The organism is Nocardia sp. NPDC004573 (genome assembly GCF_053602135.1).
The window spans coordinates 295,111-314,411 of sequence record NZ_JBSGDA010000007.1 but is presented as its reverse complement, the minus strand read 5'-3'; the positions used below and the strand labels follow the sequence as shown (position 1 = coordinate 314,411).

The 19,301-nt window shown below is 67.2% G+C and carries 21 protein-coding genes and 3 pseudogenes; 13 read left to right on the top strand and 11 right to left on the bottom strand.

Translation table 11 applies throughout. From position 1 onward, the window contains the following. Nucleotides 1-187, top strand: a 187-nt coding sequence (locus ACWEKR_RS14805; RefSeq protein WP_452354908.1) for a hypothetical protein, incomplete at its 5' end; no start/stop codon positions are given. 337 nt (nucleotides 188-524) lie between these two features. Further along, a complete protein-coding gene (locus ACWEKR_RS14800; RefSeq protein WP_452354907.1) occupies nucleotides 525-1,031 on the top strand; it encodes a hypothetical protein in 507 nt (168 codons plus the stop codon). 172 nt (nucleotides 1,032-1,203) lie between these two features. Here the strand turns inward: ACWEKR_RS14800 and ACWEKR_RS14795 are convergent. From ACWEKR_RS14795 to ACWEKR_RS14785, 3 genes and pseudogenes are all read right to left on the bottom strand, one after another. Continuing rightward, a pseudogene (locus ACWEKR_RS14795) lies at nucleotides 1,204-1,341 on the bottom strand (DUF2599 domain-containing protein); the annotation flags it as partial. A 10-nt stretch (nucleotides 1,342-1,351) separates the two neighbouring features. Beyond that, nucleotides 1,352-2,383 (bottom strand): hypothetical protein, encoded by a 1,032-nt coding sequence (locus ACWEKR_RS14790; RefSeq protein ID WP_452354906.1) that lies wholly within the window; start codon nucleotides 2,381-2,383, stop codon nucleotides 1,352-1,354. 1 nt (nucleotide 2,384) lies between these two features. Next, a complete protein-coding gene (locus tag ACWEKR_RS14785; RefSeq protein ID WP_452354905.1) occupies nucleotides 2,385-2,762 on the bottom strand; it encodes a recombinase family protein in 378 nt (125 codons plus the stop codon). 256 nt (nucleotides 2,763-3,018) lie between these two features. Between ACWEKR_RS14785 and ACWEKR_RS14780 the strand changes: the two genes are divergently transcribed. The 7 genes from ACWEKR_RS14780 (at nucleotide 3,019) to ACWEKR_RS14750 (ending at nucleotide 7,410) form a co-directional block, all read left to right on the top strand. Further along, on the top strand, nucleotides 3,019-3,348 hold the full coding sequence (locus tag ACWEKR_RS14780; RefSeq protein WP_452354904.1) for a WXG100 family type VII secretion target: 330 nt from the start codon (nucleotides 3,019-3,021) through the stop codon (nucleotides 3,346-3,348). A gap of 33 nt (nucleotides 3,349-3,381) precedes the next feature. Further along, entirely contained in the window at nucleotides 3,382-3,699 is a 318-nt protein-coding gene (locus tag ACWEKR_RS14775; RefSeq protein WP_452354903.1) for a WXG100 family type VII secretion target, read from the top strand. Further along, nucleotides 3,696-5,210 (top strand): ADP-ribosyltransferase, encoded by a 1,515-nt coding sequence (locus tag ACWEKR_RS14770; protein ID WP_452354902.1) that lies wholly within the window; start codon nucleotides 3,696-3,698, stop codon nucleotides 5,208-5,210. Before ACWEKR_RS14775 ends, ACWEKR_RS14770 begins: the two co-directional genes overlap by 4 nt. 15 nt (nucleotides 5,211-5,225) lie before the next feature. Further along, nucleotides 5,226-5,483 (top strand): hypothetical protein, encoded by a 258-nt coding sequence (locus ACWEKR_RS14765; protein WP_452354901.1) that lies wholly within the window; start codon nucleotides 5,226-5,228, stop codon nucleotides 5,481-5,483. Between the two features lie 185 nt (nucleotides 5,484-5,668). Beyond that, nucleotides 5,669-6,085, top strand: coding sequence for a hypothetical protein (locus ACWEKR_RS14760; protein ID WP_452354900.1), 417 nt, complete (start codon nucleotides 5,669-5,671; stop codon nucleotides 6,083-6,085). 607 nt (nucleotides 6,086-6,692) lie between these two features. Then, complete coding sequence (locus tag ACWEKR_RS14755) at nucleotides 6,693-7,025, top strand: hypothetical protein (RefSeq protein WP_452354899.1); 333 nt, start codon at nucleotides 6,693-6,695, stop codon at nucleotides 7,023-7,025. A gap of 19 nt (nucleotides 7,026-7,044) precedes the next feature. Continuing rightward, a complete protein-coding gene (locus tag ACWEKR_RS14750) occupies nucleotides 7,045-7,410 on the top strand; it encodes a hypothetical protein (RefSeq protein ID WP_280241655.1) in 366 nt (121 codons plus the stop codon). 242 nt (nucleotides 7,411-7,652) lie between these two features. On the opposite strand, the gene ACWEKR_RS14745 is transcribed toward ACWEKR_RS14750, so the two are convergent. The 3 genes and pseudogenes from ACWEKR_RS14745 to ACWEKR_RS14735 form a co-directional block, all read right to left on the bottom strand. Beyond that, entirely contained in the window at nucleotides 7,653-8,333 is a 681-nt protein-coding gene (locus tag ACWEKR_RS14745; RefSeq protein WP_452354898.1) for a tetratricopeptide repeat protein, read from the bottom strand. A 473-nt stretch (nucleotides 8,334-8,806) separates the two neighbouring features. Further along, nucleotides 8,807-9,274 (bottom strand): annotated as a pseudogene (locus ACWEKR_RS14740) (NB-ARC domain-containing protein); the annotation flags it as partial. 308 nt (nucleotides 9,275-9,582) lie between these two features. Further along, entirely contained in the window at nucleotides 9,583-10,047 is a 465-nt protein-coding gene (locus ACWEKR_RS14735) for a hypothetical protein (RefSeq protein WP_452354897.1), read from the bottom strand. 339 nt (nucleotides 10,048-10,386) lie between these two features. Here ACWEKR_RS14735 and ACWEKR_RS14730 point away from each other — a divergent pair, with 339 nt between their 5' ends. Continuing rightward, nucleotides 10,387-10,815 (top strand): DUF4189 domain-containing protein, encoded by a 429-nt coding sequence (locus ACWEKR_RS14730; RefSeq protein ID WP_159837591.1) that lies wholly within the window; start codon nucleotides 10,387-10,389, stop codon nucleotides 10,813-10,815. A 1-nt stretch (nucleotide 10,816) separates the two neighbouring features. Here the strand turns inward: ACWEKR_RS14730 and ACWEKR_RS14725 are convergent. From ACWEKR_RS14725 to ACWEKR_RS14715, 3 genes and pseudogenes are all read right to left on the bottom strand, one after another. Next, nucleotides 10,817-11,107: pseudogene (locus ACWEKR_RS14725) on the bottom strand (ABC transporter permease); the annotation flags it as partial. A 166-nt stretch (nucleotides 11,108-11,273) separates the two neighbouring features. Further along, complete coding sequence (locus tag ACWEKR_RS14720; RefSeq protein ID WP_452354896.1) at nucleotides 11,274-11,858, bottom strand: hemerythrin domain-containing protein; 585 nt, start codon at nucleotides 11,856-11,858, stop codon at nucleotides 11,274-11,276. A gap of 118 nt (nucleotides 11,859-11,976) precedes the next feature. Further along, on the bottom strand, nucleotides 11,977-12,162 hold the full coding sequence (locus ACWEKR_RS14715; RefSeq protein WP_452354895.1) for a DUF2795 domain-containing protein: 186 nt from the start codon (nucleotides 12,160-12,162) through the stop codon (nucleotides 11,977-11,979). A 188-nt stretch (nucleotides 12,163-12,350) separates the two neighbouring features. Here ACWEKR_RS14715 and ACWEKR_RS14710 point away from each other — a divergent pair, with 188 nt between their 5' ends. Both ACWEKR_RS14710 and ACWEKR_RS14705 read left to right on the top strand, forming a co-directional pair. Continuing rightward, on the top strand, nucleotides 12,351-13,679 hold the full coding sequence (locus tag ACWEKR_RS14710; protein WP_452354894.1) for an NAD(P)/FAD-dependent oxidoreductase: 1,329 nt from the start codon (nucleotides 12,351-12,353) through the stop codon (nucleotides 13,677-13,679). Nucleotides 13,680-13,805: 126 nt separating this feature from the next. Further along, nucleotides 13,806-14,417, top strand: a complete 612-nt coding sequence (locus ACWEKR_RS14705; RefSeq protein WP_452354893.1) for a hypothetical protein — start codon at nucleotides 13,806-13,808, stop codon at nucleotides 14,415-14,417. 33 nt (nucleotides 14,418-14,450) lie between these two features. On the opposite strand, the gene ku is transcribed toward ACWEKR_RS14705, so the two are convergent. Further along, nucleotides 14,451-15,431 (bottom strand): non-homologous end joining protein Ku, encoded by a 981-nt coding sequence (gene ku, locus ACWEKR_RS14700; RefSeq protein ID WP_452354892.1) that lies wholly within the window; start codon nucleotides 15,429-15,431, stop codon nucleotides 14,451-14,453. Next, nucleotides 15,428-16,540, bottom strand: a complete 1,113-nt coding sequence (locus tag ACWEKR_RS14695; protein ID WP_452354891.1) for a lycopene cyclase family protein — start codon at nucleotides 16,538-16,540, stop codon at nucleotides 15,428-15,430. Before ACWEKR_RS14695 ends, ku begins: the two co-directional genes overlap by 4 nt. A gap of 506 nt (nucleotides 16,541-17,046) precedes the next feature. Here ACWEKR_RS14695 and ACWEKR_RS14690 point away from each other — a divergent pair. Continuing rightward, the gene (locus ACWEKR_RS14690) at nucleotides 17,047-19,257 is read left to right on the top strand and encodes an MMPL family transporter (protein ID WP_452354890.1); all 2,211 of its coding nucleotides are present in this window, start codon (nucleotides 17,047-17,049) and stop codon (nucleotides 19,255-19,257) included. Nucleotides 19,258-19,301: the final 44 nt, after the last annotated feature.

Sequence of the window (19,301 nt, the reverse complement as noted above, 5' to 3'; positions counted from 1 at the left end):
GCCGGCACAACTGAAGACTGAAACCACCAATCCAACCGGCCAGGTGGTCCAGATTGAACTGCCGTCAGATGGTCCGGATTGGCGTTCCGTTGACAGGTTATCGGGCAGGCGCCGAGCGATTCGGCGAGCTGGCGCGATGGCCTCGACGCTGATCGTTCGATTCCTGGCCATCGGTCAACCTTGGTGAAGGATGCGATGCGCGAGAAGACGGGCGACCTCACATCGGCAGTCCTCGCCGACCGGACGGGTCCACCGGTTCGTTTTTGCGCCTACGCCGCTGTATGCCTGCTCCCCACTGCCGTGAACGGGTTCCGGGATCGGCTTACCCCCCCCGCAGATCGACAGCCCGGGGGAGCTCTACCGGAACAGCGGATCGAAGTGCCCTGGGATCAGGAAGGTTTCATGAAGACCGACTCGTGCTCAAGCGACATGACGCAGTGGTGCCGCCGTAGGGCGTCGCCACGCCTATCGATAATTCGGCGATAAAAGCTTGATAGTTCGTAGATAGTTGCTACTATAGTTCTATGACTGCAACCGAAGACACCGTCGTCGTGTTCACCGGCAAGAGCACCGAGCAGATCCTCAGCGAAGGCGGCTCCCAGGCATGGAAGCTCGACCCCTTGCGCGCCAAGAAGTGCACATGGCTCGTGTGCACCCAGAACGCCCACAACTACGAGGCCAAGGGCAACGAACCCCACGGCAGCGCCTTCCTCGTCGGCCGGATCTCCCGTATCAGCCCAGCCCCGGAGGAGGATGGCCGCTGGATGGTCGAGGTCAGCGAATACGCCCGCATCAGCCAGCCCAATGTGTGGGCCGGCGACCGCAACCCTGTCCGCTACACCAACCTCGGTGTCCTCGGCATCGACCTCGAAGGGGTGGACTTCCAGAAGATGGTGCGCGACACCGCCGCCGCCACGAAGCCGACGCCGTCAGCCGCATCGGCCGGGCTCACGATCGCGCAGGCCAAGGCCGGGCTCGCAGAGACCTACGGCGTCGACGTCGACTCCATCGAAATCGTCATCCGCGGATAAGCACGAAGCCGAGCGGCTGCCATCCCTTCTCGCGGTGGCCGCCGCTTCCATCTCCTCCGCGGGACGAGACAGTGAGTGCCCGTGCATACATACACGGGCACTCACTGTTGGTTGATGGATGACGGAGGGCTTATGTCGATCCCTCTTGTGTTACCTCAGCCAGCTCAGGGGTTCAGAAGAGGTAGTTGCCGCATCCACTGATCACGGTGGCGAAGTAACCGCGGTTGGGTCGACCGAATTCCAGGTTCCAGACTCGCTTGTTTACCCCCGGCAGGTTCCAGTACTCGGCGTGACAGGTGAACTGAGGCGAGTATCTCGCCTCACCATTGGTGTCCGGAAGACCGGGGCAACCTCAGGGTCTTCAAGAATGCCCGGTCGTGGTCGCTGGGGGTCGGTTCGGTCCTCCACCGGGCCCGCAGGACACCGTCGCTGTCGGGCAGGACGGCGGTGAACAGGGGGTGGCGTTCGTCGACATACAGGGAAAGCGCGGTTGCGGCCCGTGCGCCGGTGACCTGCGCGGCCAGTTCGGTGAACTGGGTTTCGTCGGCAATGATGCTGGTGATCCGTCCGTGTTCGTCCTCCCAGACCAGTTCGATCAGGCCTTCGTCCGGGAGAGCCGCAAGGATCTCGACGACGTCGGTGGACAGGTCCGGCCAGACGGTGAGTCGAGCACGAGGAGCGAGTTCGGCGCGGACCGCGTCGACGGTGTCGCTGGTGAGGCGGTGCCAGCGGGATGCGTTGTGGATGTATCCCTCTTCCAAGATGACAGCTTGGTGTGTGGCGATGCACCAACGCAGCCGGCCCCAGAAAATGTCGTCGGCGGGTCGCTGTTCGCCGGGCTCCTCGTCGAGAGCCGCATCATAGGGGGACGCCTCGAGCCGTTCGGGAAACAGCCCCAGTTCGCGGGTGCGGGACAACGCCCTTTCACAGGGGTCGCTGGTGCCGACGTAGACGTACTGGTCCCACCCGACGTGCACCGCGAACACGTCCTCTACCTCCAGGCGGCACCAGGCGCCGTTGTCGCGGAGCATTGCTCGAACCAAATCCAGGCCGACGGCCACCGGCACCTGCGCGCCGTCGTGGAAACCGGTGAGGTCGGGCGGGAAGAGCCGGGCCAGACCGTGGCCCTCGACGGCCGGCTCCAGACCGAAGTGGACGAGGCCGGTGATCTGCGGTTCTCGGATGGTCAACTGGTGGACGCCAGTGTCTTCGACGAAGGCGGCCACCGCCTGCAGGTAGGCGGCTTCGACCGGCCCGTGGTCGCTGACCGATTCCTCGGGACCGGTATATCCGCCGTGCTCGTCACGGTCGGCTGGGTCGTACTTGGTGACCCGGTAAACGTAGGGCAGCACGTCACTGCCCTGCCCAGGTCGATGAGGACACTGTGGTCTTCTGGCGTTCCAGGACCCGGTAGACCGTCGCCCGGCTGACGGAGAACAGTTCTGCGAGATCGGCGATGGTGTGCTCGCCAGACTGGTGCTGCTGCAGCAAATGGGACTGCTGGCGGACCGACAGCTTGGGCTGCTTGCCTTTCAGCTTGCCCTTCGCCTTCGCGACGGCCATCCCCTCACGTGTCCTCATCCGCAGCAGGTCGACCTCGAACTCGGCGAAGGTGGCCAGGATGTTGAAGAACATCTTGCCCATCGGGCCGGCCGGATCGTAGATGGTGCCGCCCAACGACAGCTTCACACCGCGGGTCAGATGCAGATGAGCCACTGGATTGTTCGCCATGCTCGCCGACGATATCCCCCGGATCCGACAGCTCAGCTGTGATCACGGGGAAGGCGGCGAGACGAGACGTACGCCGAAGATTTGCCGCGCCGGTTCGGTCCGTTCGTGTGGGCGAGCTTCGTCTATCACGTTCGGTTTGCTGGACCTGATTCCGCAGATTCGATGTGAGAGTGTGCATTCCGGATGGAACCGAACGACTACCCGGTACGTCCAACCATTCGAAACCATCCTGTGGGGGAATGAGAGGGCAGAGAAGTTGACGAACAACCCATCCGCCACGACCACGTTCACCGTGGTTCCCGAACACGTCTCCGATGCCGGGTGCTATGTGCAACAGACCGCACAGGCTCTCATCAGTGGGTTGCGCTCGGCCAGTGCCGAAGTCGACGGGCTGATGTCGAGCTGGCGCGGCGTAGCCGCCACCGCCTACGCGGGCGCCTGGGACGAGACACACACTGCCGCGCTCGAGGTATTCGAAGCGCTGGCCGACATGGCCGACTTGCTGGGCGTGGTGGTCGATCGCAGTGTGGCCGCCGACACCGCGGCCGCCGACCAGTACAGCTCATTGAGCCTACCCCCGATCTGACAATCGACCCGAAACCACTAGGAGACAACGACTATGACCGAATACCGTGTAGACCTGGCTCACTTGGAAGCCGTGACCGCCCGCATGGAGGGGTTGAACGGGTTCGTTGAGGACTCGTTGCGTGAGATCGATGAGCGTATTGCGACCGTGCAGGGTAATTGGAGCGGTGAAGCGGCCGACGCGCACGCGACGGCTCACGCAGAGTGGACCGCTGCTGCGGCGAAAATCCGCGATGGGCTGGCGAAGATGAAAGCCGCTGCCGCGTCGGCTCGCAAGGAATATGGAGATGCCGTAGCGGCCAATCTCGCCATACTCGGGCGCGGTGGCAGCGGCGGCGGGGCCGCGCAGTGACCGTGCTCGACGTGTCGGTGCCGGTCTACTACGACACCGCACAGAAGCTGGCCGATGCCGCGTCACGATTTTGGATGTCGATCGATGACGAGTGGCCGAATATGGCGAAGGCCACGAACATGGCGGGCTCGTATTCGGATGCGAAGAAATGGGGTGAGTCCTACGACGCTCGGGCTGCCGCAATTCTGAGCATGGTGTCGAAAATTGCCACCGCAGCGCACGACTACGCCACGATATTGCAGACCATCGGCTACAACCACGAGGTAGCCGAGCACAAGGCGACCATGGGCGAGACAGCTCCGCCGCCCGCTCAACCCGCGCCGTTCATGCCTCCGGTGGTGGTGTGCCGGATCCCGTTGCCCTCGGCCGGCGGTCCCGGAAACGGGTTGGTGGATGAGGGGATCGGGCTCGCCGAGATGATCGGCATCATCGTGCCGGATGGCAACGCCACGACCATCTCCAACGCGGCCGATACGTGGGCGCGGACTGCGGCGGCTGACGCGGTGGCGTCATTCCCGGCCGCGCTGGAGGCCGCTGCGGTCGCGTTTGATTCGCTCACCGCGCCCGAAGTCGCGTTCATCGATGAAGACATTCGCACGGTCAAGGCGTCCGCCGAGTCGATGATTGCCGCGATGAACGATCTTGCGCAGTCCTGCCGTGACCATCGTGTCGCGCTGGACGAGTTGCGCGCCAACCTCAAGACCCAGCTCGAGGCGATTCGTGATGCGTTGCTGGCTGAGCTGGCCATCAATGCGGCCATCTCGATTGCCTCGAGTTGGATCACCTTCGGTGTCTCTGCGGCGGTCGGCGTGGCTGGTGCCGCTGCGATCTGCGCGCGCTATGCCCGCCCGATCCGGCTCATGATCGAGCAATGGCAGACCGAACGCCGGATAGCTGCCGGGGTGAAGCTGGACGAGGACATCGCCAGGCACGTGCGGGACTTGGAGAATCTGCCCGGTGGGCGCCTGCCGGTCAAACCAGATCCGGTCGGGGTGCCGAAAAAGGACCCGGTCGAGCTGCCCAAGATCGAGCATCCCGAAGGCATTCCCAAGGTGGATCTACCGCGATCGGATGTCGAGGCGATCGGCCGCTACACCGGCGACAGCGCACCACTCAACACCGCTATCCGGTCCGGCGACAATCTGACACCCGCGCAGATAGCCGAGCGCGATGCGATGAACGCCGCGTTGGACAAGTGCCCCGTGTACGAAGGTCCGGTGACCCGGCGTGTGGAGCTGTCTCCGGAAGACCTGGCCCGCTATGAGCCGGGATCAACGGTGACCGAAGCGCCGTTCACCTCCGCGTCCGCAAGTTCGGCGGCTGCGAAGGACCGGCCGGTGGAAATGCAGATTTGGTCGGCAGACGGACGTTACATCGGCCACCATTCCAGCGTCCCCGAAGAACTCGAAGTCGTGTTCAAGACCGACACCCCGTTTCGGGTGGTCGACAAATTCCCCGACCCGGAGACAGGACGCATCATCATCCAGATGCGCGAACTTCCCCGGCCGTAGAAAGGACAGAGAACGATGCCGGAAGAAATCAATGGGAAAACGTTCTACGCACCCGGTGAATATCCGCACGACGACGATATCTCCGCTGATGAGCTGGAGAAGATCAAAGCGGGATTTGCGGCATTCAACGCGCGCCGCGACGCCGTACCGGAAAACGAGCGAATCCACTTGCGTGACAGGTTCGGCGATGAAGACAAATTAGGGACACCCGACGAAGCCGCGTACCTGGCCGAAGTGGAAGAACGGAAAAAGCGCGGCGAGTACTGGGGGTGACCGAGCGGGCAGTTGCCCGCATTGGGGCCTGAATAGGCCGTTGACGGACTTGTAGAACTTGAGGGGAGGATTGCCAGAGCCTCAACACAGGCCGCTGATCCGTTCGTCATCGAGGCTGTGAACTACCCGACATCGGCAATAGGGCCTATGCGCCATCACCAGTGGATGGAGATACCTTCACTCCTGTGACCGAACTCCGAGCATTCCGCCAGGCGTGCTACGACGCCGCCCGCCGCACAGGCGGCAGTGTGATCGAGTTCCGTCTGCCCGACGGCGTAACGCCGAACTTCTACCAAGCGGTCATTGCTTACGGTGATCGCCATGTCGCGGTGGTCTTGCTACGCGACTCGGCGGTGCTTGCGATCGCTGAGCCACGTGCCATCGATCCGCGCGAGAGCGCAGCCGATTCTGGCCCGCTGACCTTCCACGATGCCCCCGAACTTGCCGACGCTCTGGCTGGACAGTCGGGGCTCGAGATACTCACCTCGCCCCAACTCGACGGCCCGTTCGACTCGGCAGACTGGCCTGAAATCGACCCTGATGACGTCAGGTACTGGAAGCCACAGACTCTCGGCGAAGCTCTCTTCAACTTCTGGGACTGAACCGACCAAGACACTGACAGCGGTCCGAGCTCGGCTCCCGTTGGCAGCCAGCTGCCCATTCGGAGAACCTCCTCCGCGCAGCCTCTGATGACACGCCCACACAGCGGTGTCGAAATTCGCGATCGATTTCCGGCCACGAGCCCCTCAACTGACGCCCAAATTCGCGATCTACAGACGCCACAATTCACGACCGAAGCCAGCCTGCGGTCGTCGCGGCGCGGCTCGGGCAGCAGGCCCCCGACCGCGACCGGGTCCGCGCGCTGCTCGGCGGCGCCGCGGACGCGTAACCGCCTCGCGCTCACCGGTAGCGAGCAGCTCGACTTGTTCGGCGACATCGCGATGTAGGTCCTGAGCCGCGGGCTCAGGCAACCGTGGTCCAGATCACTCAGAAATCCTGAGAAGTGGTGGAACCGTTGCCCCGGCCGTGCCGTCCAACCTTATTGACGGACAACGACTCCGGGCTTTTCTCATCGGGCTGGGATTCGACGGCCGTCGCCATATCAGGACAGATCACCGTCCGGTGGAAAGGGTTTCCGCTGGAGGGGGTCGAGAGCAGACGGGGGATGATATGAGAAGCACACGACTGGCATCGGCGATCGCTTTCACGGTGGCCGTGCCGTTCACCGCCGGTTTCGCGGACACCGCAGTAGCGGCTGCCGCACCCACGACCTACCAGCTGCCCGCCACGACCGCCGCCACGCAGGTTCAGCCGATCACGGAGGGGCTTTCGCCGGTGCAGCGGAAGCCGAAGAAGATCACGGTCACGGTGCGCTGCGACAAGGTCAAGAACGGCACACCGGCCAACGGGCACTCCGAAGAGAAGATCGAGGGAACCGGCCGGGCCTTCAACCGCAAAGACGCCGAGAAAGCCGCCGAGCAGGACGTCGACAATAAGATGCCGCAGGGGTATCACAAGCGGCACTGCCGTGCCATCAACTGAGAGGATGGAACCAGTAAGCGTGAGTAGCTATCTGGTTGTCCAGCTGTATTGCACGCCAACCGAGGCAGAAGCGACCCGCTCGGCCCTGGCCGAGGAGATCGCGAAGTTCCCGGAGTTCACCGGCGCGCGGATCACCTTCGAGCAGAAGGCCGAAACCGACTACGAAATGCATCTGCACTGGGCCGCCCAGCACCCAGACCAGGATCCCGGAGACCGGGCCTACCACCTGCTGCGGGTCGACACGGACAACGATGTCCCAGAACCGGTGCTGCGGGAAGCGGAGTCGAAGATCACCGACTGGATCGACTCGACCTATAACGACGACTCCGACGACATCGTCGAGCTGCAATGGGGCAGCTACGCCGGAACCAAGCTGCCGAGCTGAGGCAACCCCCCGACTGAAGGGCCGCTACCGCACGCCGGTGGCGGCCCTTTCCGCGTGAGAGCGCGTTGGGCCGATGTAGTTCAATGGTAGAACTTCTGCTTCTTAAGCAGTCCACGCTGCGCTCGCACTGGTCCATGCACTACGGAGCAGAAGGTTAGGAGCCAGCCGGACAGCGTCAGGATGACGCGAGACCCACCTCATTCTGACGCGCTTCACCCCCGGGCGTGGTGTTGGGGTGTACCTCAAATGGACGGGTCGACTTTCCGGCGGTCCTCATACACCTGTATAAGACTGCTGCGGACAGTAAGGGTGTCGGGGTGCTCAGGGCCGAGGATTTCCTCACTGTCGGCAAGGGTCCACTCATACAGCTCGATCGCCTCACCGATCCGGCCCACCACCCGGTAGGCGAGAGCGAGATTGCTCCGGGAAGCCAGGGTGTTCGGGTGAAGGGTACCGAGCACCTGCTCGCTGGCGGTGAGGATCCGCTCATGCAGCTCGATCGCCTCACCGATCCGGCCCGCCACCTGATAGGCGGCGGCGAGATTGTTCCTGGCGGTCAGGGTGTTCGGGTGAAGGGTACCGAGCACCTGCTCGCTGTCGGTGAGGATCTGCTCCAGCAGCTCGATCGCCTCACCAGTCCGGCCCGCGTCCTGATAGGCGGCGGCGAGATTGTTCCGGGAGGCCAGGGTATCGGCGTGGTCGTGCTGGAGAAGTTGCTCGCGAGTGGCGACAGCTTGGTGGAGGTAGTCGACTGCGCGGGCCGGAAAGCCTTGATTGAGATAGAACAGGCCGCTGTTGTTGCGGATGGCTGCGGTCGTGGCGGTTTCGGTCGCGGTGTAGCTGAGGAGTGCGTCGATGTGCGGCAGCAGGGTCCGCCAGGCCGGCCAAGTGACGGGATCCCACCTGTCTGGCAGCCCAGGCACAAGCTGTCGGCGGCGTGGGTGTGTGCCTTCTCGATGACGTCGGCGTCGCGGTGGGGGTCGTCTAGGTCGGGGGTACGGGCGACGGCTTGAACGAGCCGGTGGATCGACACGCTGCTGGCGGCCGGGTCTGGGGTGATCATGCTGTAGGCGGTAAGCACCCCCAGCGCCGCGGTGAGGGTAGGCGGGTCGGCCAGGTTCTGGCACAGGGCGAGGGGAATCGAGTGGGGGCCGTACCAGGCTAGAGCGCGTAGCAGGTCGGCAGCGGCGGGTTGAACGGCAGTGATGCGATCGAGGGTCACCCGCCAGATCCGAGCAATGGTGCGTTCGGGGTCGACATCGACCGCCGCCTGCTCGTACATGGCGGCTGGGTAGTCGGTCAGCAGCTGCAGGTAGTCGCGTGGTGTGGTGAGCGGGTTCTGCGCCAGATACGCGCCGGCCTGTTCGATGGCCAGCGGCAGATGCCCCAGCTCGGCACGTAATTCGGCGGCGCCGTCGCTGTCACGGGGGCCTGCCGCGGTGAGCAGGCTGGTGAGCAGCCGATGGGATTCGTCGGGTTCGAGCACGTCCAGGCGCAGGACGGCGGTGCCGGGGTGCCATCCGGTGGAGCGTCGGCTGGTGATGATGACGCGGCCGCCGGTGCCGGTGCGGGCGAGGACGTCGTGGATGTCGGTGAGGTCGTTGACGTTGTCGAGGATCAGCAGCCACCCGGTGTGGGTGGCCAGCCACTGCAAAGCGCGTTCGGCCAGCTGCTCGACCTCCAGCGCTTGAGCCAGCGCGGGTTGCAGAGCAGCGGCGAACTTCGCCAGCCCCTGCCGGACGTCGGCGGCGGTGTCGGCGGTGACCCACAGGATCGGGCGGTGTCCGTGGGGGCGTGTGGCGGCCCAGTGCGCGACCAGGGTGCTTTTGCCGATCCCGCCCAGGCCATGCACGGCCTGCACCATGACCCGCCCAGGCGCGGCCAGCACGGTGTCGAGCTTGCCGAGTTCGGCGTCGCGGCCGACGAACGCGTGGCCGGGCTGCATCGGCAGGTTGTCTATCCCGGGTGGGGCGTCGATCTCGGCGATGGGCTGCCACGCCTCGGCCGGCAGGTGCACGATCCGGGCACGGGAGTTGTCCCCGGTCTGGACCAGGCCGGCGTTGCCGCCGACCGCGACCGCCCGCTGCCCCGACACCTGCACACCGGCGGCAGGGACACCTCCGTGCACGGCCACGGGGGTATCGGGTCGCTCAGGGCGGGGGTCGGACTCGTTCATGCTGAGGTCGGTCCGTGCTGGTCGCCGGTGGAGATAGGGCCTTGCGCGTCTCTGCCGATCGCGACCGAACGCTCACCTGCGGCCGACACTGCTCCCGGCGCGGGGCCGGGTTCGGCCGGATCACGCGCCGGCCGCGGGGCCGGCGCCGGTGGGGCGGGTGCCGGGTTGTCGCCGGTGCTGATCGGGCCCGCGTCGCGTCCCACCGCCACGCTGCGCGGACCCGACGCCTCGACCGAACCCGTCGACGACGGGGGCGGTACGGGTGGGGTGGCGGATTGGCGGCGATACAGCCACAACGACGTCCCGCAGCCCGCCGCGGTCAGCGCCACGACCAATGCCCACAACCACCAGGGTCCACCCCCGGTCGCCAGATTCACCACCACCGCCAGGCCGGTACTCACCGCCGCTCCCAGCACGGCAGGAGCCATCACCGGTGCCAGCGCTCGCCAGCTCGAACTCATGCTTTCTCCCCGTCTCCGTGCCGAATCCTGCCACGGCACCATCGAACTCGCGCCACCGCGCGACGGGGCCGACCTGGCAGCGTTGTCCATGCCCTGTTGTGGCCGACCGTCAGCTGGTGAACCGGCTCAACCTAGTCGACCCGCGCGGGCAGGGTCATTCCTTCGACAGCATCCTTCAGGCCTGTGTGTGATCGCAGATCAGGGTGATGACCAGCACGACGTCCTCGCTACCGCGCCGGTATCACGGACCCGCCGACGGTGGGAAGCCCGCTTTTGGACAAAGCGTACGAGTCCGGCGATGATCTCACCCCACAGACGAGAGACGGGGAGGATCCGCACATGTCGGTGCCGCACAAGGCTGCCCTCGGGCTCGCGGCGGTGTCGGCCGCCACCTGCGCCGTGGTCGGCGCTCCTGCGGGTGAAGCGCGTGCGGCGACCTATTATGGCGCGCTGGCGTTTTCCTCCAGCACGGGCGCCGTCACTTCGGCGGTGGACTATGCGAGCGCCGCCGCCGCGGACACCGCGGCTCGCGCTCAATGCGGTGTCGCCGACTGCCGGACGGTGGTGCAGTTCTGGAACGCCTGCGGGTCCGTGGTTCGCGGCGCCGACGGCAGGCACGGATGGGCGTGGGGCGCCACCCGAGCCGAAGCCGAACGCCGGGCCATCGAGGTCCTCGGTCCCAGCGCTCCGCCGTTCCCCGACCTCGGCAGCGCGATTCCCCGTGCTGCGAGCGTGCGGTTGACCGCCTGCACCTCGACCGCCGGGTAGCTCAGCGGCGCAATACTTTCCGGGCCAGCCAGTTGCCGAAGAACTGGATGCCCTGCACGCCCGCGATGATGATCAGCGTCGCGACGAGCGTGACCCGCCAGGCGAAGCGCTGGTAGCCGTAGACCAAGACGAAGTCGCCGAGACCGCCGCCGCCGACGGTGCCCGCCATCGCGGACATGTCCACGATGGCGATCACCACGAAGGTGTAGCCCAGGATCAGCGGTCCCGGCGCCTCGGGGATCAGCAGCGTCAGGATGATGCGCAGCGGGCCTTCAACAGCGCGGCCGATCTGCGGGCGACGCTCGCCGAACTGGAGTCCCGGTTCCGGAAGTAGGCGTATCGAGTCCCCGCGACCGCCGGTCGCGGGCACGTCGGCGCTTTTGCGCCGGGGTAAGTAGTAGGCGTCCCGAGTCCTCGCGACCGCCGGTCGCGGGCACGTCGGCGCTTTTGCGCCGGGGTCAGGACGGGGGCGCGGTCGGCGGGTAGTGGGAGCGCCTACCGCTGATCAGGTCGCGGGCCTTGTCCACGAGCGCGGATACCATGCCCACGGTCTTCAGATATCCGGGGCTCGACGGGGCGCTCGGATGCGGCCGGGTCGGCGCCATGGCCTTGGCCGCGGCCATTTTGCGCCCTAGTTCGTTGGACGTCTCCGGTGGTATGGCGTCCGCGAACGCGGGCCATACCTCGGACTGCTCGAACTCGATGTGGGCGCGCGCGGCGGGAATGAACTCGGTCAGCGCCCGCTCGAATTCGGAACTGCCCGCCTGCGAGTTCTTCAACTGCTGAAGCAATTTCTTGGCCCTGTCCTCCTGGCCGATCGCCCGATCGGCGAGTTCGTCGCCGTCCGGGACCGCCCGACGGACTTCGGGCCAGAAGAACTGCTCCTCGATCGCCTCGTGCTGCGATTCCGCGATCACCAGGGTGGTCACCAGATCGCCGCGAGCGCGAACCTCCGCGTCGCCGCTGCCCCGGCCACGTTCGAGGGACTCGAGAATTCCGAGTACGCCTTCGTGGTCGGTGCGCAGAAATGTCAATGCGTCCACAGCGTTCCTCCTTCCGAGTGCCCGGCTGTGCGGGTCCGCAGCGTGCGGGGCTCAGGGGTCGGGCGAGCGACCACGGATCCGGCCCGGTCGCAGCGGTGGGATCCGTGGTCGCGGCGGTTCACGAGACGGCTTGGCTGACCGCGTTCGGGCCGTCGTAGGTCCGGTCGGGAATTTCCTCGAGGGCGTGGATGACGTCTTTGTCCGCTCCGTTGTCCCGGGCTGCCGAGACAATGCCCTCGCGGTCGCACGGATAGTCGACGCCGGAGAGGTACTTCTGTACCTGGATCGGATTGACCTGGCCCATGCTGTGCTCCTTTCGCGCGATCGCCGATTCGAGCAGCTGACACCGACGCACTACCACCCTCCCGGACCGCCAAACCATCGGTGGCTGCCGGTTCGGCAGCGCCCGCCGAGACACGAGAGGCCGGTGGCGCGGTTTCGGGCGGATCTGGGCGGGAATCGCGTCGGGGAGCTGACGTTGAGGAGGTCTCCGTGCCGGAAGGGAATACCGCGAGCCCGCAGCGGGTCGTGATCGTCGGAAGCGGGTTCGCCGGGTTCACCTGCGCCCAGAAGCTCTGCCGCATCGTGGCGAAGGCGAACCGGGACGTCGAAATCGTGCTGGTCACCCCGAACGACTACATGCTCTACACCCCGCTGCTGCCGGATGTGGCGGGCGGATTGATCGACCCCCGGTTCGTCGCCATCTCACTGGCCGATTCGCTGCCGCGGGTCCGGCTCGTGATCGCGCACGTCCGGTCGGTGGACCTGCAGAACAAGACGATCACGGTGGCCGGTGAGCAGTACCCGTCGCGGCAGTTGTCGTGGGATCGGTTGGTGCTCACACCCGGATCGGTCACCCGATTGTTCGACATACCGGGATTGGCGGAGCACGCGCGCGGTCTCAAGACCGTCGCCGAGGCGTTGTACCTGCGCGAGCAGTTGCTGCGCCAACTCGAACTCGCCGACGACGAAGAGGACGACGACGTCCGGCGGGCTCGCCGCACCGTGGTCGTCGTAGGGGCGTCGTACGCGGGTACCGAGCTGATCGCGCAGTTGCGCGCCCTCGCCGACGCCTACGCCGCGCGTCGCGGATTCGACCCCGCCGAAGTGCGTTTCCTGCTGCTCGACATGGCGCCCAGGGTGATGCCCGAAGTCGGCGAGCGGCTCAGCGACAAGGTGCTGAAGGTGCTGCGGAAACGCGGGATCGAGATCCGGTTGCAGACCTCGCTGCAGAAACTCGACGAGAACTCGGTCGTGCTCACCGACGGCACGGTGGTCCCGACACACACCGTCGCCTGGGTGACCGGTGTGACCGGCGCACCGGTGCTCGGCACGCTCGGCCTGCCGTTGGAGAAGGGCCGCCTGGTCGTCGACGCGAAACTGACCGTGCCCGGTCATCCGGACGTCTTCGCGGGCGGGGACGCGGCGGCCGTGCCCGACCTCACCAAGCCGGGGCGGATCACGCCGCCCACCGCACAGCACGCCTCGCGGCAGGGCAAGACGCTGGCCAGGAACGTCGCCGCCAGCCTCGGCATCGGCACTGCCGCCGACTACAAGCATCGCGACCTCGGTCTGGTCGTCGACCTCGGGCCGGGCTTCGCCGTCGCCAACCCGATGGGCATCCGCCTCTCCGGTCTGCCCGCCAAGGCGGTGACGCGCGCTTATCACACTTTCGCCGTGCCGAGAGCCGTCAACCGCTGGGCGATCACGGTCTCCTACCTGACCATCGCGGTGACCCCCCGGCCGCTGGCGCTACTCGGACTCGTCAGCCACGAGGAAGCCAGCTTCGGCAGCAGCGAGGGCATCACCCGGCCTTCGTGAGCCTTCGTCCACCAGCGGTCGCCGCGCTGCGGCCGCCGGGCTTCGTCACCGCCCGCCCCGTCGTCGTGCTCGGAGGAAACGCGTGCGCGAGGCGATCGCAGCGGAGATGATGCGGAGGTGGACGAGGTGACGTATCGGCGATCGCGCGTCGGGTTGCACGCGGTCGCGGAGTTGTTGATCGCTGGGCCGCAGTTCCGGGAGTTCGGCACCATCCGCTTGGGCGTCGTGCGGGGAGGCTTCGGGGGCGTGCGGTGGCCGGTCTCGGTTGTCGGAGAGGAATTGGTCTGGCCGGAAGGGCGGGTCCGGCTGGAGGGGACCTATCGAGAGGTCGCCACGGCTGCGGGTTTCGAACCGGGGCCGCCGGACGGCGTGTACACGGACACCACGGGCGTAGACCCCGATGCGGCGATCGAGGTGGACCCCTCGGCGGCCGGGTTGATCGAAGACTGGCTCGCGGTGGGGGACAGGGCGTTGCGCTGCCTGGCTTCCGGCGTGACGCCGGTGTTGTGGCCGGAGCATTTCGATCTGTCGAGCACGCTCGACGAAGTGAACTACGGGGTTTCACCGGGAGACGACGCACATCCCGGCCCGTACGCCTATATCGGGCCGTGGACCCCACGAACCGGCGATTTCTGGAACGCGCCGTTCGGCGCGCTCAGGCCACGTGGCGCGGTGAACACCGTCGCGGCCCTGCTGGAGTTCTTCGAGGAGGGCAGGCAGCTCGCGGCGGAGGGATGACCTGCCGCCGCCCTGCGGTTCCGGCCCCGGTAGTCAGGCGCCTTTGCGTGTGGGGGCCTTCTTGGCCGCCTTCTTCGCAGGCGTCTTCTTCGCCGCGCTCTTGGTGGCCGCGCTCTTGGACGCGCTGCTCTTGGACGCGGTGCTCTTGGCGGCGCTCTTGCCCCCGCCGCTCGTGGCCGCGGCCTTCTTCGCGGTCTTCTTCGGCTCGGCGCCGTCGCCACCCGCGGTCCGGCGTCCACTCGCCTCCAGGCTGCGCTGCAGCGCGGCGACCAGGTCGACCACCTCGGCGTCCATCCCGCTGGGCGCGAGTTCCGGCTGCTCGGGCACTTTGCCGGTGCCGCTGGCGATCGCCTCGTCGAGCAGGCGCTTCAATTCGATCTGGTACTCGTCGGTGAACTGCTCCGGATCGAAGTCGTCGGACATGGCCTCGACCAGCGTCTCGGCCATCTTGATCTCCTGCGGCCTGGGGTCGGCGACCCCGTCGAGGGATTCGAAGTCGACCGAGCGGACCTCGTCCGGCCACAGCAGCGTCTGGACCACCAGAACGCCCTCACGCACGCGTAGCGCGGCCAGCCGCGTCTTCTGCCGCAGCGTGAAATACACCAGGGCGGTGCGCTCGATCTTCTCCAGGGTCCGCGCCAGCAGCACGTAAGCCTTCGGCGTGCTGGAATCAGGTTCCAGGTAGTAGCTCTTCTCGAACAGGATCGGGTCGATCTGCTCGGACGGGACGAACTGGAGCACCGGAATCTCGTGCTTCTCGGCCACCGGCAGTTTCGCGAAGTCCTCGTCACTGAGGACGATCTTGTCGCCGTCCGGGGACTCGTAGGCCTTGTCGATCTCGGTGTACTGGACGGATTCACCGCACACGGTGCACACGCGCTCATATTTGATCCGGCCTCCATCCTTGGCGTGCACCTGATGGAACCGAATGTCGTGGTCCTCGGTGGCGGTGTACACCTTCACCGGAACGTTCACCAGCCCGAATGCGATCGAGCCCTTCCAGATCGATCTCATACACCCATCATGGCCGAAGCCCCTCGACCTCGCGAGGGAACCGGAATCCCGAGTGTCGCGGCCACGACACGCCGCCGCAGCCGACCCGGCAACGCCACGAAGAGCGCGCTCATCGCCGCGGCCGTGCCCGCGAGGTCGGTGCGGCCCGACAGATACGCGCGTTGCGTCGCCGCGGGCAGCGCGAAGAAGGTGTCGAAGAACAGCGGGAGATCCTCGGGAGGCAGCGCGAGCAGGGCGCGCAACCCGGCGCCGCGCAGCCGGTGGACGACGCGTGCCGCGGCAGGCCAGACGTCTTGTCCCGCCGCAACGGCATCGGCCGAGGCCAGCGCGGCGCCGACGCTGTACCCGGTCGCCTGGTGCAGAAACCCGCCCGCCGCCCCGAATCTCCGCGGACCGGGACGGCCGCCCTGTACCGGAAATCGGACGTGTTCCACGGACTCCTCGCCGGTGTATCGGATGCCCCTGGCCTCGAGCCGGTGCCGCAAGCGTGCGCGCAGTTGCGCACCGGTCAACGCAGGACGGCCGGCCAGACAGGTTTCCTCGAGCAGCATCCGCTCGTCGTCCAACGGGACGGCGTAGAGGAACGAGCGCGGCGCGCCGGGTGCGGCGCCGTTGTCCGGCCGCCAGTCCATGAACAGCGGGTCGAGTCCACCGCAGCGTTGCGCGTCCACGATGACGCCGTAGGCGGTCTGCTCGGCCCGGGCGGGTGAGCGAGCGAGTCCGCGCGCGTCGATCACCCTGGCGCCGGTGATCGACGCACCGGAGGCCAAGGTCACCCGTTCGGGAGCGATGTGGGCGGCGCGGTCGGTGAGGACGTTCGCGTCGGCCGGCGTCAGCGCGGTCTGCAATCGACCGGTGTCCAGCACGACGTACGGGCGGTCAACCCGATGCGCGCGCGTTCCCCAGGCCAGCGGCCGGGGCACCGTCGCCGCGACGACCTCCGGCGCCAGCCACTCCGGCAGTTCGTCGGCCCACATCCCGTAGGTGGCCGTCCACCTGCGCTCCGGCGCGGGATCCACCACGGTGACCGTGAGCCCGCGCGCCACGGCGCGGTGCGCGAGGGCGCGACCGGCCGGGCCGAGACCGCAGACGACCAAGTCGGGTCTCACGTCACGGGCCTGAGGTTGTGCGGTGGTGCGATACGAGGCATGGTGGGAGCCTCTCATCTGCGCACTCGACGCGGGTACCGCCCGCACGCCGAAGACGCGGAGGATCCGGCTTCGCGGTGCTCCGGAGTGCCGAGCCCGCGTGCCGAACCGTGACCGGAGCGAATCGGTGTCCAGACCGCAGCCGGTGACCACGAAGAGGGGGCGATTTCGACGCGCACCCGCGCGGCCGGTCGGTGCGAGCCGAGCGTCCCCGGCGGTGCGGTAGGGCACGGCAGCTCGGGTCGCGTCCAGGCCAGGTGCCGATGGAATGTGTTCGGGCTCACCGTAGTTTGTCGCGCGTTGCTAGGATGCCGGGGCGCTGGCGCACGCATCCGGCTCCGGTGCCGAGTGTCAGGTGTCGGCGCACCGGTGCGCCGCGGACGGCGCGCCGGGCAGATTGCCGACCGGCGACCGCTGGCGTCCGAGAGCGAAAGCGGCACGACCGGAACGAGTTAGGGGTAGACGGAGTGTTCGAACTGACCAGGCGGCGCAGCCGGTGGATCCTCGCCGTGTTCGTGGTGCTCGCACTGGCGATGGGCACGCTGAGCGCGACGCTGTTCGACAAAGTGCAGGGCGGCGGGTACATCGACCCCGACAGCGAATCGAGCCGGGCGGCCGCGGTGCTGCGCGACACCTTCGGCGAGGCCACCCCGAACTTCGTGCTGCTGGTGCAGACGCGCCGCTCGGTCGACGACGACGCCGCGGCCACCGCGGCGACGAACCTCGCCACCGAGCTGAAGTCGCAGACCGGCGTCGTGGGCGTCACGTCCTACTGGACCGACAAATCGCCCGCGCTGCGCAGCACCGACGGCACCAAGGGGCTGATCGTGGCCAGCATCCTCGGCGAGGAGGCCGAGGTGGACAAGCGGGTGGGCGATCTCGCCGACCGGTTCGGCGGCACGCACGGCCCGCTCGAGGTGCGGGTCGGCGGCTACGCGATGCTGCTGCACGAGACGGTGCAGCAGAGCGAGAAGGACGTCGTGCTCGGCGAATCCATCGCCTTCCCGATCACGCTGGTCGCCCTGCTGCTGGTGTTCGGTGGCCTGGTCGCGGCCAGCCTGCCGCTGGTGGTCGCGATGATCACGGTGATGATCACGATGGGCGCGCTGTGGCTGATCGCGAGTGTCACCGATCTCGCCGCCACCGCCACCAACGTCGCCACCCTGCTCGGGCTCGGCCTGGCGATCGACTACAGCCTGCTGATCATCAGCCGCTACCGCGACGAATTGGTCGCCGGTCAGCAGCCGGGCGCCGCGGTGGCCGCGACCATGCGCTCGGCGGGCCGGACCGTCCTGTTCTCCGCCGTCACCGTCGCGGTCGCCCTGTCAGGGCTGCTGTTCTTCCCGCTGCTGGCCGTGCGGTCGATGGGTTACGCGGGTCTGGCCGTCGCGGTGATCGCCGCGACGGTGTCGCTGACCGTGCTGCCCGCGATCCTGTTCCTGCTCGGCGCCAAGATCGACAACGGCCAATTGTGGTGGTTCCTGCGCGCCGCCCGTCCCGCGCCCGGCGAGGGCGCCTGGCACCGCCTGGCGCGGTTCGTGATGATGCGGCCGGTGCCCATCGGCCTGGCGGTGACCGCCCTGCTGCTCGTGCTGGGCGCGCCGTTCCTCGGCGTGAAACTCGGCTTCCCCGACGAAAGGTCGCTGCCGGAGTCGATGAACAATCGCCAGGTCACCGAGACCATCCAGCGCGACTTCTCCGCCACCGAGCAGAACGGGCTGTTCGCCGTACTACCGGAAAGCGCCTACAGCGCCGCCGGTCTGGACGCCTACGCCCGGGAACTGTCCGAGATCGAGGACGTCCGCCGGGTGGACACCGCCACCGGCAGTTACAGCCACGGCGGGCTGCTCGCCGCGCCCACCGAGGCCAACGGCCGCTTCCGCGCCGCGAACGCCGCCTATCTCGCGGTGATCCCGGACACCACCGACCCCACGGTGCTGGACCGGATCGCCGATGACGTGCGCGCGACGCCCGCCGCGTCGCCGGTGCTGGTCGGCGGCGTGGCCGCGGCCAACGCGGACGCGATCGGCTCGGTGATCTCGGCGCTGCCGTACGCGCTGGCCTTCGTCGTGCTGATCATGGTGGTGGTCCTGTTCCTGCTCACCGGCAGCGTCGTGCTCCCGCTGCTGGCGGTCGTGCTCAGCTTCCTGAGCCTCACCGCGACCTTCGGTGCGCTGGTGTGGATCTTCCAGGACGGGCACCTGTCCGGGCTGCTCGGTTTCACCGTCACCGGCGACCTGCCGCCGACGGTTCCGGTCATGCTGTTCGGCGTCGCGTTCGGTCTCGCCATGGACTATCAGGTGTTCCTGCTGGCACGTATTCGTGAGGAGTACCAGCGCACCCGATCCAACGCGCTGGCTGTCACGTCCGGGCTGGAGCGCATCGGCCGGATCGTCACGGCCGCGGCGGTCCTGATCTCGCTGGTCTTCCTCGGCTTCCTGGCCTCCGACATCACGTTCATGAAGGCGTTCGGCATCGGGCTGCCGCTCGCCGTCCTGGTGGACGCGACGCTCGTGCGCGGCTTCCTGCTGCCCGCGGCGATGGAATTGCTCGGCCACTGGAACTGGTACGCGCCCGGCCCGTTGCGCGCACTGCACCGGCGCTTCGGCATCGAAGAGGAGCCTGCCGCTCCCGCGGTCGCGGGACGGGAGGACTGGCTTCAGCCCGCGCGGCTCTGAGCGCGCCGACCGTACGCGCCCGATCCGGTAGGGTCGTTGCGGCA